The organism is Vibrio comitans (assembly GCA_024346835.1).
Classification (GTDB): domain Bacteria; phylum Pseudomonadota; class Gammaproteobacteria; order Enterobacterales; family Vibrionaceae; genus Vibrio; species Vibrio comitans.
The window spans coordinates 1,375,070-1,389,346 of record AP024866.1 but is presented as its reverse complement, the minus strand read 5'-3'; the positions used below and the strand labels follow the sequence as shown (position 1 = coordinate 1,389,346).

Sequence of the window (14,277 nt, the reverse complement as noted above, 5' to 3'; positions counted from 1 at the left end):
TCACACAACTAAGTGGCAGATAGTCTACCTATTGTTACGCTAAACAAAATTCGATTCTATATACCAAACACTTCGGAATATACGAATTAAAAAGTAGAATGCCTATAGTTGAACCATAATAAAAGGCAAAAAAAAGCCCCTGAGATACTAAAATAATACAAAAAGAATTTAGTTAAACTTCCCCCAGAGCAACACAGCCTAACTTATATAGAGTAGACCAATAACTCAGTAGCCGATCAATTGAAGGTAACCGGTAGCATTGATACTTCCTGAGGCTTCGATTCGTCCTGACCATGACGGTATCGAAAGATTGACCCACTGCTCAAGACGTGACGTCTTCGCCGTTAGAAAAATATTATACTCCGGTACATTCACCACCCATTGCAAAGGCACAGTCTTACCGTTACTCAAGGTGCTGCTGCCAATTGCATGGACCTCTATCTCATCATGCTTAAGTGCCACATGACCGCCATCGGGCGTATAAATATTGCCATAGTGATAAGCGTCTATATCCCCTTGATGGCGTGTTTTAGTGACTGATAGTACTCTTCCATCTTGGAGTCTAAACGTAAACTGGTTATAACCCTTTTGGTCCTCACCAATGATGTCAGTTCCCCATACCTGATTAAACACAGCATTGCCTGACACCTCGATAGTTTGGTTACCTATGGTTAATGTACCTGAGCTCTTAACATAAGGAGCGGCGTAGCCATACATCGCCCGCGACATCAACTCATGTGTTACCTGATAACCATTTTCTCCTAGAGGGATATAAGGTTTATCTAAACTGTTCGCTAGGTTGATATCAAATTGATCCGATGAAATGGACAATCTTCCCGGCATTGGAAAGCCGGTAAAAGAGCGCAAAGACCAGTTATCAATGGAAAGCTGATACGGGCGCTGGCGCATACCGACCAAACCTACCCCACCTCTTGCAAACCGTTGGTCTCTGAAAACTTGATCTGGAGTGGTAACGATCGCTTGAGAAGTATATATCTGTGGTGACTCCCAGCCCGTTCCCTCATTTTCAGACATAGAGATTCGAAACAAAAACCACTGCACGAGATACTCGTTGCCTTGGTCATCATTTAGCGTAGCAATGTATCGCCACACTTCATGCTGAAACTTTGGGTGCACCCTAAAGTCGTTAGGGAAATTAATTCTAGGGCCTGGTAATACCGGTTCAAAGGTATCATCCACCTCACTCTTGAGATCTTCTATGGTCAATAGAGGTTGCTGCTCTGTGCTCCATAGCTTGTAAATCACTATACCGACACCAATAGAGAGGGTCGCAACAAGTGTGGTTATCAGCAGTAGACGTTTATTCAAAGTAATTTGCATTGTTTTGCTCTATAACGCGTCGCGCAGTGATTTCATCGGCGTACGACGAATGACTTGCAACACAGGTATCGCTCCCGCCAACATTAAGGCACCGACAGTAAGAGCCAACGTGCCCAAATAATCCCATGGAACCACATGCAGCTGCATACTCCAGCCAAAGGTTTTCTTCAAAATAAGCTCGACAACATTACTGGCTAACGCCATACCAAGTGGAATTGCGACGCATGAGGACACCAAACCGAAGGCGAACAGTTGCGCACCGCCAACAAACACTAACTCTTTACCTGACACGCCCAGACAGCGAAGCAAGGCAACATTGCGTAACCTAGACGCCTCACCCGCAAGCGTCGCAAAGAAGATCCCAAATACGGCGACAATCAGGGTTAAGTTACCTAAGGTGTCAGTGATGCCGAAGGTTCTGTCAAAAATTTTCAATGCCTGCTCATGGATGGTGTTGTTGTTAACCACCCGCTCAGCCGGCGTTCGATAAATAGAGATCAACTTAGAGGTCAGGCTATCGGCTGTGGATTTATCATTAAGCACAACGCCTAAGCCTATGCTTCCTTGTCCCGGCAGCAATAAGCGCCAGCTATTTTCCGATAACAAGACCTGATCATAAGGGTTTCCATAATCATAGTAGACCCCTACCACACGCCATTGCTGGCCCACGGGGGCAGGCAGTGAAATATAGTCGCCAACTCTGATGTTACGTTTCAGAGACATAGACTCACTGATCATAACGCTACGAGAATGATGCAGATGATGCCAATAGTCCGGAATGGTAACCTTCTCCGATAACGAGCTCTTCTCTCCCGCACTATCGCCAGTGCTCACCAAATTGATATTGCCATCGAGGGTTACTAATTCTGTCTCCCAACGTTGCCAAACCTCTTTAACTTCTGGCTGCTTTTCTAGCCATGAGGTCATTCGAGGCGCCGCGTTAACTGTCGGGTGGATATAGACATCGGCCGCAAGACGCTGCGAAAGCCATTTATCGGTGGTTTCTCTAAAGCTTCCCACCATGGTTTCTACGCCAACGTTCGCCGTTATTGCTAACATAAAGGCCATTAACGCCACACCACGATAGCTCATTGAAGCAGCCGCATCGGCAAAGAACCAACGTGCTCTTACCCAGCGCAATCGATAAGAAAGATAGGTGAATAGCTCAAATATGACGTAAGGTACCACTAAAGCAACGCCCACCAACATAAAGGCAAGAATACTAAAACCAGCATAAACCCCTTCACCAAACTGAAGAATGAAAACAGCAGCAAATAAACAAACCGCTGATAGTACCGCTTGCCAGAAAAATTCTTTACCCGCAAAACGCACCAAGGACAAACGAGCCGTCAAACGAATAGGCTGCGAACGTACTAAGCGAACTAAAGGCCAAGTACAAGAGAGCAACACGCCCAAGATCGCCATGCCTAAACTCTTAAGGCTCCAAGTCCAGCTCCAGTTGATCACCAGATCAATACTCGCGTTATAAATAGCGCCAATACTCATAGACACGGCAGGCAATAATTGATTGGCAAGCATTAATCCCAAGACATTGCCCGAAAGCCAACTAACGACAACCAGAATAACTAACTCTAAACTTAAAGCCGCCACCAGCTGTCCGCCTGAAACGCCTATTTGACGCAATACGCCAACGACGGTTTGTCGCTGAATGAACGAAAGCGACATAGCTTGATAAAAGATAAACAAGCCGATTAAGAATGACAGCATTCCCATTGCGGTGAGATTGAGATGAAAGGCTTCAGTAAGAGACACCAGCTCAGCACGAGTGTTCTTACGCAAACTCATGCCTTCAGGAAGCATGGCGCGAACCTTATCGAGCTTTTGTTGGCTCATATTTCCGCAACCAATTATGGAAAAGCCTGTGCCTCTTCTTAAGTTACGAGTTACCGCCATATCGACGATTAAGTTGGAGCCCTTTACTAACTTTTGGTTATCAACCACAAGTGGGCCTAGCTCTTTGCCATCATGCAGCTTAAGGCGTTGACCCTCTTCCCATCCCATGTACTTCATGTAGGTGTGATTCACCAACACCGGATAAGGAGGTTGCATCATTTTCAGTATCGGGTTTTCTAGGATATTCGATCTAAAAAACACCTCAGCCGTGGCCAAAGCGTCAATACCTAGTAGCTGAACTTCACTTCCTTCGTCAGTACGAGTGCGATAAAGATCAAACGGAATACATTGATTGAATCCTTCACGACGCATCTGGACATAAAAGCCCTGAGGAATAGTATTAGAATTACTTTTAGATTGGATACGGTAAGGCAAAGGGTTTGAGAAAAGGCGTTCACCGTGTGTATAAGAGAGCTTGGCATGCTGGTTAATGGCCAAAACGCCAACCAGTACTGAAATACCAAGAGACAACCCTAGCCAGACTAAGATCATCTGTAATGGGTGCCGCTTGTAATGACCGAGTAGCGCTTTAGCTATGGGCCATAACATGCAGTTGCCCTCCTTGCAGACGCACGGTTTTTTCCATATACGCAGCGACCTTCTCACTGTGTGTTACCAGCAGTAAGGTACAATTGAATTCTTTGGTCAAAGATGTAAACAAGCGCATCACCGCTTCTGCATTCTTTTCATCTAGGCTACCGGTTGGCTCATCCGCCAACAGAATCGACGGCTCCATATACAATGCACGAGCGATAGCCGCACGTTGTTGCTGTCCACCAGACAACTCTTCGGGGTATCGACCTAATAAAGGCATTAGGTCTAGGGTTGCCAATATCTGGCGCCATAACTGACTGTTTTCAGGTAAACCCTTCAATTGGCGGCAAAAGCGAATATTGTCAGCAACGTTCAGCGTGGTGAGTAGGTTATATTGTTGAAAAACATGACCAATGTGATTACGACGATAACGAGTACGATTGTTCTCTTTGAAATTATGCATGTCATAATCGTCAAACCAGATTTCGCCAGAGTCGACTTTATCTAGGCCTGCGATCAGGTTAAGAAGCGTACTCTTACCTGCACCAGATTCTCCCATAAGTGCTATTTGCTCACCTCTGCCAATCTTTAGATCAGCACCCTGTAGTACCGGATGAAATTCTCCACCGTCAACAAATCCTTTGCTAACACTTACCAGTTTCAACATTAATGGTTACCTTTTACCCATCTTAAGCTCACTTAATTACTCAATCTCGAAAATGAGAGGACTCTTTTGAAAAATGTGATGTATTTTTCAGCAAGATCATGAAAAAGTGAGGGTTTTCTGCAAATAGTATACTCTTATCTATAGGATAGAACCAAGCAGGAATCAGGATGAACTCAAAAAAGGTATTAGTCGTTGGCGCGTCTGGCTATGTAGGCTCGCAACTTGTACCACTGTTGCTCGAGAAGGGACATCAAGTTACTGCTAGCGCTCGAAACCCAACATTATTAAAGAGCCGAATTGCCAGTCACCCTAACCTCACCTTTGAAGAACTGGATTTAGCAGACAAACAGCAAACACTGGATGTCGTTGACGATTATGATTTAGTCTTCTTCTTGGTTCATGGCATGAATCATGGTCATGACTTTCTTGAGTACGAGCTATCACTTGCTCATCACTTTGCTGATGCACTTAACCAAAACACCATTGGTCAGGTTATTTACCTGAGCTCTCTGCAGCCTCAGACTGGCGACTCCGAGCACCTTAAAGCCCGTCGAGAAACGGGGAACATATTACGCAACACTAAGGTGCCTATTATCGAACTTCGCGCAGGGGTGATTATTGGGCCAGGCTCCGCAGCCTTCGAAATAATGCGCGATTTTGTCTACAACCTACCCGTACTTATCACACCAAAGTGGGTAGATTCTCGTGCTAACCCTATTGCGCTGCAAAACCTTAACCACTACCTATTATCATTAGTGGATGAAATGCCAACCAAGAGTGAATTCTACGAGGTCGGAGGCCCGGACACCCTCAGTTATAGAGAGCAGTTTAAGCTTCTATGTAAAGCCACCAACAACCGATATCGTCTGTTTGCCACTCCCCTTCTCACTCCCGCTATGGCATCCGTATGGCTAGGTCTCATTACTTCAGTGCCCAGTAATATTGGTCGCGCATTATTGTCTGGCCTGAGCCATGATTTCGTCGCTGACTCGCAAGCAATACGTACCCGCTTTCCTCAGACCCTGCTTTCTTATCAAGAAATGATCACCGACACACTTGGTCATGAAGATGAGTTTGCTCGAGGTAAAGTTTGGGGGTTCGATCCTGCGGCTCTTAAACGATGGCAGCCAGGCTACGGTTACTACCCGAAACAAGCAGGAGCAAGCATCACCACCAAAGAGAGTGCTGAAGACTTGTGGAACGTAGTAAAAAAGCTAGGAAGTCCAGAAGAAGGCTACTTCTTTGCCAACATCTTATGGCGCACTCGAGAATGGTTAGATCTGTTTGTCGGAGGGGGACGCCCTAAAAGACGAGTGCCGGAGGGCCCAAGCCTAAAGGTCGGTGACAAAATAGACTCTTGGAAAGTGATCCGCATTGAAGAAAACCAGTTTCTTTCACTTCTGTTTGGCATGAAAGGTCCTGGATTAGGCCGCTTGGAATGTACCATTGTTGACCATGGCGATCACAGAGAGTTAGACGTTCGAGCGTGGTGGCATCCAAAAGGTTTTTTTGGACTGCTGTACTGGTATGCGATGTTTCCTGCGCATCTGTTTATTTTTAAGGGAATGGTGCGAGCTATCTGTAAAAAAGCCTAGAACGAAGGTTCTAGGCTTTAGGCTTTAGACTTTAGGTGACGAGCTATCAGCTTCAGGTTGGTATTCGTCTAACGAAAACCCTAGCGGAATTTCAGCAAGAATAGGGCCTTGATTGCTTGGGTAAATTAAATATTCCCCGTGGTATTTAACCTTGGATTTGTAGTCGGTCTGCTTATGCAAAATCATGCCACAGCGCAGCGCTTGTTGAACGAATTGTGCATGATTACCACGAACATAGAAGCTCATTGGTCGAACTAGCTCTTCTCCGCCATCGAAGCACGATTCACATTGATCGGCGCACAATACAAATGAACTTTCACCGTCGGTAAACACCTGGCTTTTTGCCGATTCAGTCAGGTCATATTCATTGGTAACGCTCCAACCTAGCCCTTCCATATCGTCCATTAACTGTTCGATCTGCTTATCCAACACAGGTTTTACTTCTAGGTCTTTACCGAAGAACATGCCATAGAAGTCTGATAGGGTCTGAAAGCGTGCATAAAGACCGGTTTTGCTGCCTTGGCTTCGGCCTAGTTTCTGCCATGCGATCAAATCTTTGGCCATCAAGGTCTCAAAGCGCTTTTCCTTAATACTCTTGGTAATCCAACGCAGCAGAGAGTTAGTGTTGCTTACTGGCGTATCTGCCAATTTCCCTGATTTATGCTGTTGGTCTATGTCCAACAAAGCCATATCAACTAGCTCAAGCATTTGTTCTGCGTAGCTTTTCACGGTTTTGATTCTCCGAGTACTTTATAGATTACGATAGATAACACGGCGCAAAGCGCCATCATAGTGAGCATTGGCCAGCTTTCATCGCCAGGTAAATGCGCCACAATAAAGCCCATTACAGAGCCAACACCAAAACGTAGCGTGCCTGCTATCGATGAGGTTGTGCCAGCCATGTTCGGGTATTTATTTAACAGTAGTGCCATGCCGTTACTGCCAATGGTAGAGATAGTGCCTACATAAAACATCACGCAAGGCACGATAAATACCAAGCCAAGATCAGCCACCCAGCAGATGAACAGTCCTAAACCTGCCAGAAGCTGAATAGTCAGTCCAAACATGATCATCTTGTTTGAGCCGTACTTCTTTACCACCTTGCCATTTAGCGTAGTAAACATCACTAAGGTTAATACATTCAAGCCAAACAAGTAGCCAAAATCTTGAGGCGCAACCCCGTAGATATCTATATAAACAAAAGCACCAGCGGTTAGGAATACGAACATACCCGAAAATGAAAATGCACCACACAACACCAACCCCATCGCTTGTCTATTTCTAAGCAAGCCCGCGTAGTTTCTTAAGGAGGTCCGTAAATGAAATGGCTGCCGATTTTCTTTGGCCAGCGTCTCCGGGATCTTATAGTAAATAGCCACCAGCATGATGACCGAAAACACAGCAAGGATACCAAAGACTGCTCGCCAGCCAGCGATGACAGAAACATGACCACCAATAAGCGGTGCGACCAGTGGCGCGACGGTCATCACTAGGGTAATAAATGACATAGTGCGGGCAAAGTCTTCTGCCTCAAACATGTCTCTGACTACGGCTTGAATCACCACAGCGGCAGCCGCGCCAGCAAAGCCTTGCAGCAGTCTAACCCACACCAACATTTCTACTGAGTGGGTAAAGGTACAACCAATAGCACCGACTAAAAACAGACCAACACCGCCAAGCAATACTGGTTTTCGACCAAGGCTATCAGCTAGTGGACCATAAAATAACTGACCCACGGCAAAACCTAAGGTGTAGATAGTCAGCGTGATCTGCACATCCCCAGGTGTGACACCAAAGTCGTCGGCAATCGCAGGCATTGCCGGCAGATACATGTCTATAGCAAGAGGCGTTAATGCGGAGATCGCCCCTAAAAGCACAAACATCATGAAACTCAGCTGAGTCGCTGATTGTTTCGTCATAGTGTTTTATCCTAGTAATTATTTTTTGAAGATAGAGTCGATCTCTTGCTGAGTCAGATCGCGATACTCTCCTAGCTCAAGTGTGTCATCGAGTTCAATAGCGCCGATGCGCTCTCTATGGAGCCCAACAACTTTGTTGCCTAAAGCCGCAAACATACGCTTCACTTGATGGTACTTACCCTCATGGATAGTCAGCAGTACTTCTTTCTCATCCACGACTTCCATTTGAGCAGGCAAGGTGGGCTCACGCTCATTGCGAAGCAGTATTCCCTCGGAAATTTGTTGCTGATAATGCTCTTGTACTGGATCGGCAAGCCACACTCGGTAGGTCTTATCACATTTGTGTTTTGGCGAAGTAATACGGTGTGACCATTGGCCATCATCGGTAATCAATAACAGGCCCGTGGTATCAACATCTAAACGGCCAGCAAAGTGCAAGTCTTCGTAGCGAACTTCATCAAGAAGCACGAAAACCGTATGATTGAAACCATCTTCATGAGAACACACCACACCCTCGGGCTTGTTCATCATTAAATAACGTGGTCCGCGAAGGATAATAGGACGCTCTTGCCATTCAACGGATTGTCCATCTTTGACTTTAACTGAGCCAGATTTCACCACAGCGTCATCAACTGTTACATCACCACTTTTGATCAACTTAGTCGCGTCTTTACGGCTAATGCCCAATCCATCACACAAATACTTATCTAAACGCATCTTAACCTAGGAGTTTTAAAGGTTTGAAATATCGCCCTACCGCGTTACAGCGAATCTACGACCTTTGGTATGAATACCAATAAAGAAGAAAAGTTAAGCCTAGTGGGGATATTCCTTTTTAAGGAAGTCGGATAGTATAACTGGTTTAAATGATTCAAACTTCAACTTTTTTCAGGAAATAGTATCCAGTCATGTACCAACTGAGGCCCTATCAAGCCGATTCTGTTAAAGCCGTTGTCCACTACTTTAGAAAGCGTAGCGAACCCGCTGTCATCGTCTTACCTACTGGAGCGGGCAAAAGTCTAGTGATTGCCGAGCTTGCTCGCCTTGCTAAGGGAAAGGTGCTGGTACTGGCACACGTGAAAGAGCTGGTTGAACAAAACCACGCCAAATATGAAAGTTATGACCTCAAGGGTGCCATTTTTGCAGCGGGCTTAGGCCGAAAAGAAACCGAACAACAAGTAGTGTTTGCCTCTGTGCAATCCGTTGCTCGAAATCTAGATGCTTTTAATGACCCTTTCTCATTATTGGTCATTGATGAATGTCACCGAGTACCAGAAGACAAAAACAGCAGTTACCAAAAGGTCATCAGTCACTTAAAGACGCTTAACCCCAACCTTAAAATACTGGGATTAACCGCAACGCCCTACCGTCTTGGTCTTGGATGGATATACCAATACCATACTCGCGGCCAAGTACGCTCAGACGAAGCGCGATTCTTCAGAGACTGTGTCTTTGAACTGCCTATTCGCTATCTATTGGATCAAGAGTTTCTAACTCCTGCGAAAATCATTGACGCCCCACTATTTAGTTATGACTTCTCTGAGATCTCTCCAACGCATATGGGACGATATCGAGAGTCTGATATGGACCTAGTCATCGAAAAATCAAAACGGGCGACGCCGCAGATACTCAATCAGATAGTCACACTGGCAAAAAACCGCAAGGGCGTGATGATATTTGCTGCAACGGTCAAACATGCTGAAGAAGTGTTCGCATTGTTACCCGAAGGCGAAGCCGCCATCGTTATTGGTGATACCCACACCAAGGAGCGAGATCGAATTATCGATGAATTCAAACAACAACGAATCAAATACCTTGTTAATGTCTCAGTGCTGACCACAGGGTTTGACGCCCCGCACGTCGACCTTATTGCTGTACTACGTCCTACAGAGTCTATTAGCCTCTATCAACAAATCATCGGTCGCGGGCTTCGTCTATCAGAGGGTAAAACGGAATGTTTGGTTCTTGAGTATGCGGGCAACTGCTATGACTTGTATCAACCAGAAGTAGGCTCCCCGCAACCTGATCCTGACAGCGAGATTGTCACTATTCCCTGCCCTGCTTGCGGCTTTAACAATAATTTCTGGGGCAAAACTGCCGAAAACGGCTTTGTTATCGAACACTACGGAAGAAAGTGTCAGGGCTACCTTGAAGATGACGATGGAGAGCGTGAGCATTGCGACTATCGCTTCCGTGCAAAATACTGCAGAGAATGTGGCGCTGATAACGATATCGCAGCGCGCATTTGTCACGAATGCGATACCGTATTGGTAGACCCTGACAAAAAACTTAAAGAAGCACTGAATCTAAAAGATGCGCTGGTGTATGAATGTACCGACCTTGAGTTTAATGTCGTTAAAGACAGTAAAGGCAAAAATTTTCTTAGAGTGGTTTACCTAGGAGAAAGCGGTAATAAGGTGGGCTTGAATTTCTATCTCAATACTCCAGCACAAAAGAAAAGTTTTTACTCACAGTTCGTCAAATTGCACCTTGCCGACAAACATCAAGAGTTTGATGGATTGTCACCCACTAAGGTGGTGAATCAACAACATAGATTTAGGCTTCCTAAGTTTGTCATCGCTCGAAAAGAAGGCAGATTTTGGAAACTCAGAGATGTGATATTCGACAACGAGTTTATGCTGTAATTATTCGCCCTTCATCTGTTAAAATGGAACAGAATCCTATTGCTCGATTTAGTATTGAGTGGTAGTATCCGCGCTCGCTTTGACGATTTATCGTTTTAAAGCGAATCGCATCGAAGACTAGGTCGCTAAGTCTTTGATGAAAATCCTTTTTATTTTACTAATTTGAGAGTAAATACTATGAAATTTGAAGCAGTAGTACGTACTGAACTAGGTAAGGGTGCGAGCCGCCGCCTACGTCACGCTGGCCAATTCCCAGCAATCGTTTACGGTGGTGAAGCAGCGCCAGTATCTATCGCGCTAGTTCACTCTGACGTGATCAACCAAATGGACAAGCCAGAATTCTACGAAGAAATCACTCTAGTGATCGACGGCGCAGAAGTTAAGGTTAAGCCACAAGACGTTCAACGTCACGCGTTCAAGCCAAAAGTTGAGCACATGGACTTCATCCGCGTTTAATTCCCTACCAAGGAATTAATTCGGATTACATCCAACCTTTTGCATATATAAAGAACTCGGTCTTACCAACTGTAGATTCTTAAAAATTAGAAAGCCCGATTGCTACCAACAATCGGGCTTTCGCCATTTCTGACGTTTGGGAATGTGATTTTAGTTACGAGCAACCGTCATCCCGGCCTAGAGCCGGGACCTTAGAAACAACAAAGTTTAACCATTAAAAATAAGCAGACGCCTATTCAAACGTCCCCTTAACCACAGCCTCACCGTCACTAACCATCACACGTCCCAGTGCCACGGTATGCGTCAAAGCCAAATCAACATCGCTCAGAAGCAAGATATCCGCATCATAGCCCACAGCTAATTCACCCTTAAGCGTGCTAAGCCCTAACTGCTTTGCCGCATTCTTGGTGACAGGCGTTAGCATCTCACTTAGGCCAAGGTCAAACTCGTTCACACCACGACGGATCTCTTCAAGCAGTGAGCTTGGCGTGCCTACTCCCATCCCCACAATACGAGTTCGGTCTTCATTCCATTTTGGCAGTGAGCCGCCCGCATCTGAGCTAAAGGTAAAGTTATCTGCTATACCAAGCTCAATGGACAACTTAGTGGCCTCAGCGCAAGACAGAGCCTTACGACCTGAATCTAACATCTCTTGTGATACCGCAGTGCCATCGATAATAGCGCCACGTTTTGCCAGCTCCACCGCCTGCTCCCATACATCCTCACGGTTAATATGGGTAGGCACAAAACGTTCAGCTTGGTAGTCCGTTTCATCCAACACATCCAAAAGCTGAGTTAGCCCTTTTTTACCAGCGCCCGCATGCACTGTAATGATGCCAGCTTTGCCCGACACAAGCGCCGCGTTGCGCACCTGAGCAACCAAATCTGCTAGGCCCTCGTGTGTAATGTACGGCCCGCGATGATCGGATACCGCCAACTTCACCCCAACAACCGGATCAATAAAGGCGATATCACGCATGACTGAACCAGTAATAGTTGGCGAGGGTAAGAAATAAGAGCCGGTTATCATGTAGGTACTGATCCCCTCATCACGAAAGCCCATGGTCTTAGCAAACAGACTTTCTACATGACGAGATAAATCATCAGTACCGAGTAAACCCAGTGCAGTGGTGACGCCATTTAGAGTTTGGTCGGTCAGCTTTAATTCAGGGGTACGAGTGGCATAACCGCCCTCGCCTCCACCACCAATAAAATGTTGATGGGTATCCACAAATCCAGGAACGACATTTGCGCCTTTGGCATCAATGACTTGATATTCACCCACCAATGCAGATTCGTTGATCTCGTCCTCAATGGCAATAATTTTTCCTCCTGCACATAGAAGGTCTTTTTTACCTAATCGCTGCGGCGCATACACTGAACCATTTTTGATTAATAACTGCATAATTGTTCCTTAATTCTTAGGGTCTAGTGCAGAGCGAATACCATCACCCAATACGTTACAAGAGAGCACCGTCAGGAAGATACATAGCCCAGGGAAAAGAGTGAGATACATATAGCCATCAACTGCCATAAAGTCTCGACTGGATGCCAACATTGCTCCCCATTCTGGTGAAGGAGGCTGAGCGCCAAGTCCTAAGAAGCTCAAGCTAGCTGCTGTCAAAACAGAGGTGCCCACACGCATGGTGAAATACACCAATACACTACTTACCGTTGAAGGAATAATGTGTTTAAACATGATTCGTGGAGTACTTGCACCCATGGTTTTGGCCGCGCGAACATATTGAGAGTTCATCACTGACAAAGTCTGTGAACGCACGATACGGGCAAACATTGGCGTACTGAAAATGGCAATAGCAATAATCACATTAACAATACCGCCGCCAAGCACCGCCACAATACCTATGGCTAATAAGAAACTTGGGAACGCAAACAACACATCTGCGGCGCGCATGATAATGGCATCAGCAATTCCGCCGTAGTAACCACTGATCACCCCAAGAACCGTGCCGGCAATCACTCCAATGGTGACCGATACAAAGCCAACAGAAAGTGAAATACGAGCGCCATACACAAGGCGCGCAAAGTTATCGCGTCCATACAAATCCGTACCTGCCCAATGCTCCCATGAAGGAAGACTTAAGATGTTGTTGTAATCAACATCCGTCGCAGTGTAATGCAGAAACATCGGCGCTGCGATTGCCATCACTACCATGGTTAGCAAGATACACAAGGCAACGATCGCTGTTTTCTCTCGCTTAAAGCGAATCAAAAACATCGCAAAAGGAGAAAGAGTTTTACTCGAATTAGTATCCATAATTCCTACTTCATTTTGATCTGTGGGTTCACGACGGAATACAAGACATCAACCACGAAGTTGATCAGCACGAAGTGAAACGAATAAAGAATCAATAGCGCCTGCACCACTGGGTAATCGCGGGCATTCACACTGTCGATTAAGAACGAGCCCAATGCAGGTAAACCAAAGATGCTTTCAACCACAATTGAACCGCTCAATACAAAACCAATCTGCAAACCAATCACGGTAATGATCGGTAGCATGGCATTCCGAAACGCATGCTTGATCAGTACTCGGCTCTCCATCAAACCCTTAGCTCTGGCGGTTTGAATATAGTTTTCCGACAAAACGTCTAGAAATGCAGAGCGAGAGAAGCGAGCAATGATGGCAGTACCTACAGTGCCTAAGGTTAACGACGGCAGCACTAAGTCATGCAACCCTTCATATCCCGTAGGGTTAAACCAGCCGAGCTTAACCGCGAACACTTGGATCAGAATTAGACCTAACCAAAAATCAGGCACCGAGATCCCCGAAACGGCAACCACCATACTCACTCTGTCAGGTAAACGAGATTGGCAAACTGCAGCGATAACGCCAAGTAAGATACCAACAGGAATAAACCACAAAGAGACCAAGGCAAGAGTAGCAGTGACCTTGTAACGCTCACTGATAAGGCTGACAACTGAGTCGCCATTAATCATGGATTTGCCAAGATCAAGATGCGCAAGGTTGACTAAAAAGTGCTGAAACTGAACCAATAACGGGAGGTCTAGGCCCAATTGATGACGAACGGCTGCAATGTCCTGACTGCTGGCATCTAGGCCAGCAATCATTTTCGCAGGGTCGCCAGGTAACATGTGAACGAATAGGAATGCAATCACGGCAATGAGGAACATTACCCCGATCATGCCCAATAGTCGTTTTACAATATACTGCGACATGCTTT

General features: G+C 45.8%; 12 protein-coding genes. 3 read left to right on the top strand and 9 right to left on the bottom strand.

The genetic code is table 11. The annotated features are described in order from the left end of the window. Positions 1 to 225: 225 nt before the first annotated feature. The 3 genes from OCU46_RS06315 to OCU46_RS06305 are packed head-to-tail and all read right to left on the bottom strand — an operon-like array spanning position 226 to position 4,456. Positions 226 to 1,341 carry a lipocalin-like domain-containing protein gene (locus OCU46_RS06315; protein WP_141270159.1) on the bottom strand — a complete coding sequence of 372 codons (1,116 nt, stop codon included), beginning with the start codon at positions 1,339 to 1,341 and terminating at the stop codon, positions 226 to 228. Positions 1,342 to 1,350: 9 nt separating this feature from the next. Further along, positions 1,351 to 3,804: an ABC transporter permease gene (locus OCU46_RS06310; RefSeq protein WP_141270157.1), complete on the bottom strand. Its 2,454-nt coding sequence runs from the start codon at positions 3,802 to 3,804 to the stop codon at positions 1,351 to 1,353. Further along, a complete protein-coding gene (locus tag OCU46_RS06305; protein ID WP_141270155.1) occupies positions 3,785 to 4,456 on the bottom strand; it encodes an ABC transporter ATP-binding protein in 672 nt (223 codons plus the stop codon). The genes OCU46_RS06310 and OCU46_RS06305 overlap by 20 nt, the downstream gene beginning before the upstream one ends. Before the next feature lie 167 nt (positions 4,457 to 4,623). Here OCU46_RS06305 and OCU46_RS06300 point away from each other — a divergent pair, with 167 nt between their 5' ends. Beyond that, positions 4,624 to 6,051: a DUF2867 domain-containing protein gene (locus OCU46_RS06300; RefSeq protein ID WP_141270153.1), complete on the top strand. Its 1,428-nt coding sequence runs from the start codon at positions 4,624 to 4,626 to the stop codon at positions 6,049 to 6,051. Between the two features lie 24 nt (positions 6,052 to 6,075). Here OCU46_RS06300 and OCU46_RS06295 read toward each other — a convergent pair whose 3' ends face one another. The 3 genes from OCU46_RS06295 to rsuA are packed head-to-tail and all read right to left on the bottom strand — an operon-like array spanning position 6,076 to position 8,687. Then, positions 6,076 to 6,780, bottom strand: a complete 705-nt coding sequence (locus OCU46_RS06295; RefSeq protein WP_141270151.1) for a DUF2913 family protein — start codon at positions 6,778 to 6,780, stop codon at positions 6,076 to 6,078. Next, complete coding sequence (locus OCU46_RS06290) at positions 6,777 to 7,970, bottom strand: Bcr/CflA family multidrug efflux MFS transporter (protein ID WP_141270149.1); 1,194 nt, start codon at positions 7,968 to 7,970, stop codon at positions 6,777 to 6,779. Before OCU46_RS06290 ends, OCU46_RS06295 begins: the two co-directional genes overlap by 4 nt. A gap of 18 nt (positions 7,971 to 7,988) precedes the next feature. After that, on the bottom strand, positions 7,989 to 8,687 hold the full coding sequence (gene rsuA, locus OCU46_RS06285) for a 16S rRNA pseudouridine(516) synthase RsuA (protein ID WP_141270147.1): 699 nt from the start codon (positions 8,685 to 8,687) through the stop codon (positions 7,989 to 7,991). 191 nt (positions 8,688 to 8,878) lie between these two features. Between rsuA and radD the strand changes: the two genes are divergently transcribed. Together radD and rplY are read left to right on the top strand one after the other, a co-directional pair. Further along, positions 8,879 to 10,615: a DNA repair helicase RadD gene (gene radD, locus OCU46_RS06280; RefSeq protein WP_141270145.1), complete on the top strand. Its 1,737-nt coding sequence runs from the start codon at positions 8,879 to 8,881 to the stop codon at positions 10,613 to 10,615. Between the two features lie 177 nt (positions 10,616 to 10,792). Next, positions 10,793 to 11,071, top strand: coding sequence for a 50S ribosomal protein L25 (rplY, locus tag OCU46_RS06275; RefSeq protein WP_141270143.1), 279 nt, complete (start codon positions 10,793 to 10,795; stop codon positions 11,069 to 11,071). Between the two features lie 232 nt (positions 11,072 to 11,303). Here the strand turns inward: rplY and iadA are convergent, their stop codons facing one another. Genes iadA through OCU46_RS06260 form a run of 3 tightly spaced genes read right to left on the bottom strand, consistent with a single transcriptional unit; the run spans position 11,304 to position 14,272 of the window. Then, the gene (gene iadA, locus OCU46_RS06270) at positions 11,304 to 12,476 is read right to left on the bottom strand and encodes a beta-aspartyl-peptidase (protein WP_141270141.1); all 1,173 of its coding nucleotides are present in this window, start codon (positions 12,474 to 12,476) and stop codon (positions 11,304 to 11,306) included. A 9-nt stretch (positions 12,477 to 12,485) separates the two neighbouring features. After that, complete coding sequence (locus tag OCU46_RS06265) at positions 12,486 to 13,349, bottom strand: ABC transporter permease (protein WP_141270139.1); 864 nt, start codon at positions 13,347 to 13,349, stop codon at positions 12,486 to 12,488. 5 nt (positions 13,350 to 13,354) lie between these two features. Further along, the gene (locus OCU46_RS06260) at positions 13,355 to 14,272 is read right to left on the bottom strand and encodes an ABC transporter permease (protein ID WP_141270137.1); all 918 of its coding nucleotides are present in this window, start codon (positions 14,270 to 14,272) and stop codon (positions 13,355 to 13,357) included. Positions 14,273 to 14,277: the final 5 nt, after the last annotated feature.

Bases quoted from the DNA above. Each gene is read 5' to 3' on its own strand.
- OCU46_RS06315 (WP_141270159.1), bottom strand. From the start codon at position 1,341: ATGCAAATTACTTTGAATAAACGTCTACTGCTGATAACCACACTTGTT.
- OCU46_RS06310 (WP_141270157.1), bottom strand. From the start codon at position 3,804: ATGTTATGGCCCATAGCTAAAGCGCTACTCGGTCATTACAAGCGGCAC.
- OCU46_RS06305 (WP_141270155.1), bottom strand. From the start codon at position 4,456: ATGTTGAAACTGGTAAGTGTTAGCAAAGGATTTGTTGACGGTGGAGAA.
- OCU46_RS06300 (WP_141270153.1), top strand. From the start codon at position 4,624: ATGAACTCAAAAAAGGTATTAGTCGTTGGCGCGTCTGGCTATGTAGGC.
- OCU46_RS06290 (WP_141270149.1), bottom strand. From the start codon at position 7,970: ATGACGAAACAATCAGCGACTCAGCTGAGTTTCATGATGTTTGTGCTT.
- rsuA (WP_141270147.1), bottom strand. From the start codon at position 8,687: ATGCGTTTAGATAAGTATTTGTGTGATGGATTGGGCATTAGCCGTAAA.
- radD (WP_141270145.1), top strand. From the start codon at position 8,879: ATGTACCAACTGAGGCCCTATCAAGCCGATTCTGTTAAAGCCGTTGTC.
- rplY (WP_141270143.1), top strand. From the start codon at position 10,793: ATGAAATTTGAAGCAGTAGTACGTACTGAACTAGGTAAGGGTGCGAGC.
- iadA (WP_141270141.1), bottom strand. From the start codon at position 12,476: ATGCAGTTATTAATCAAAAATGGTTCAGTGTATGCGCCGCAGCGATTA.
- OCU46_RS06265 (WP_141270139.1), bottom strand. From the start codon at position 13,349: ATGGATACTAATTCGAGTAAAACTCTTTCTCCTTTTGCGATGTTTTTG.
- OCU46_RS06260 (WP_141270137.1), bottom strand. From the start codon at position 14,272: ATGTCGCAGTATATTGTAAAACGACTATTGGGCATGATCGGGGTAATG.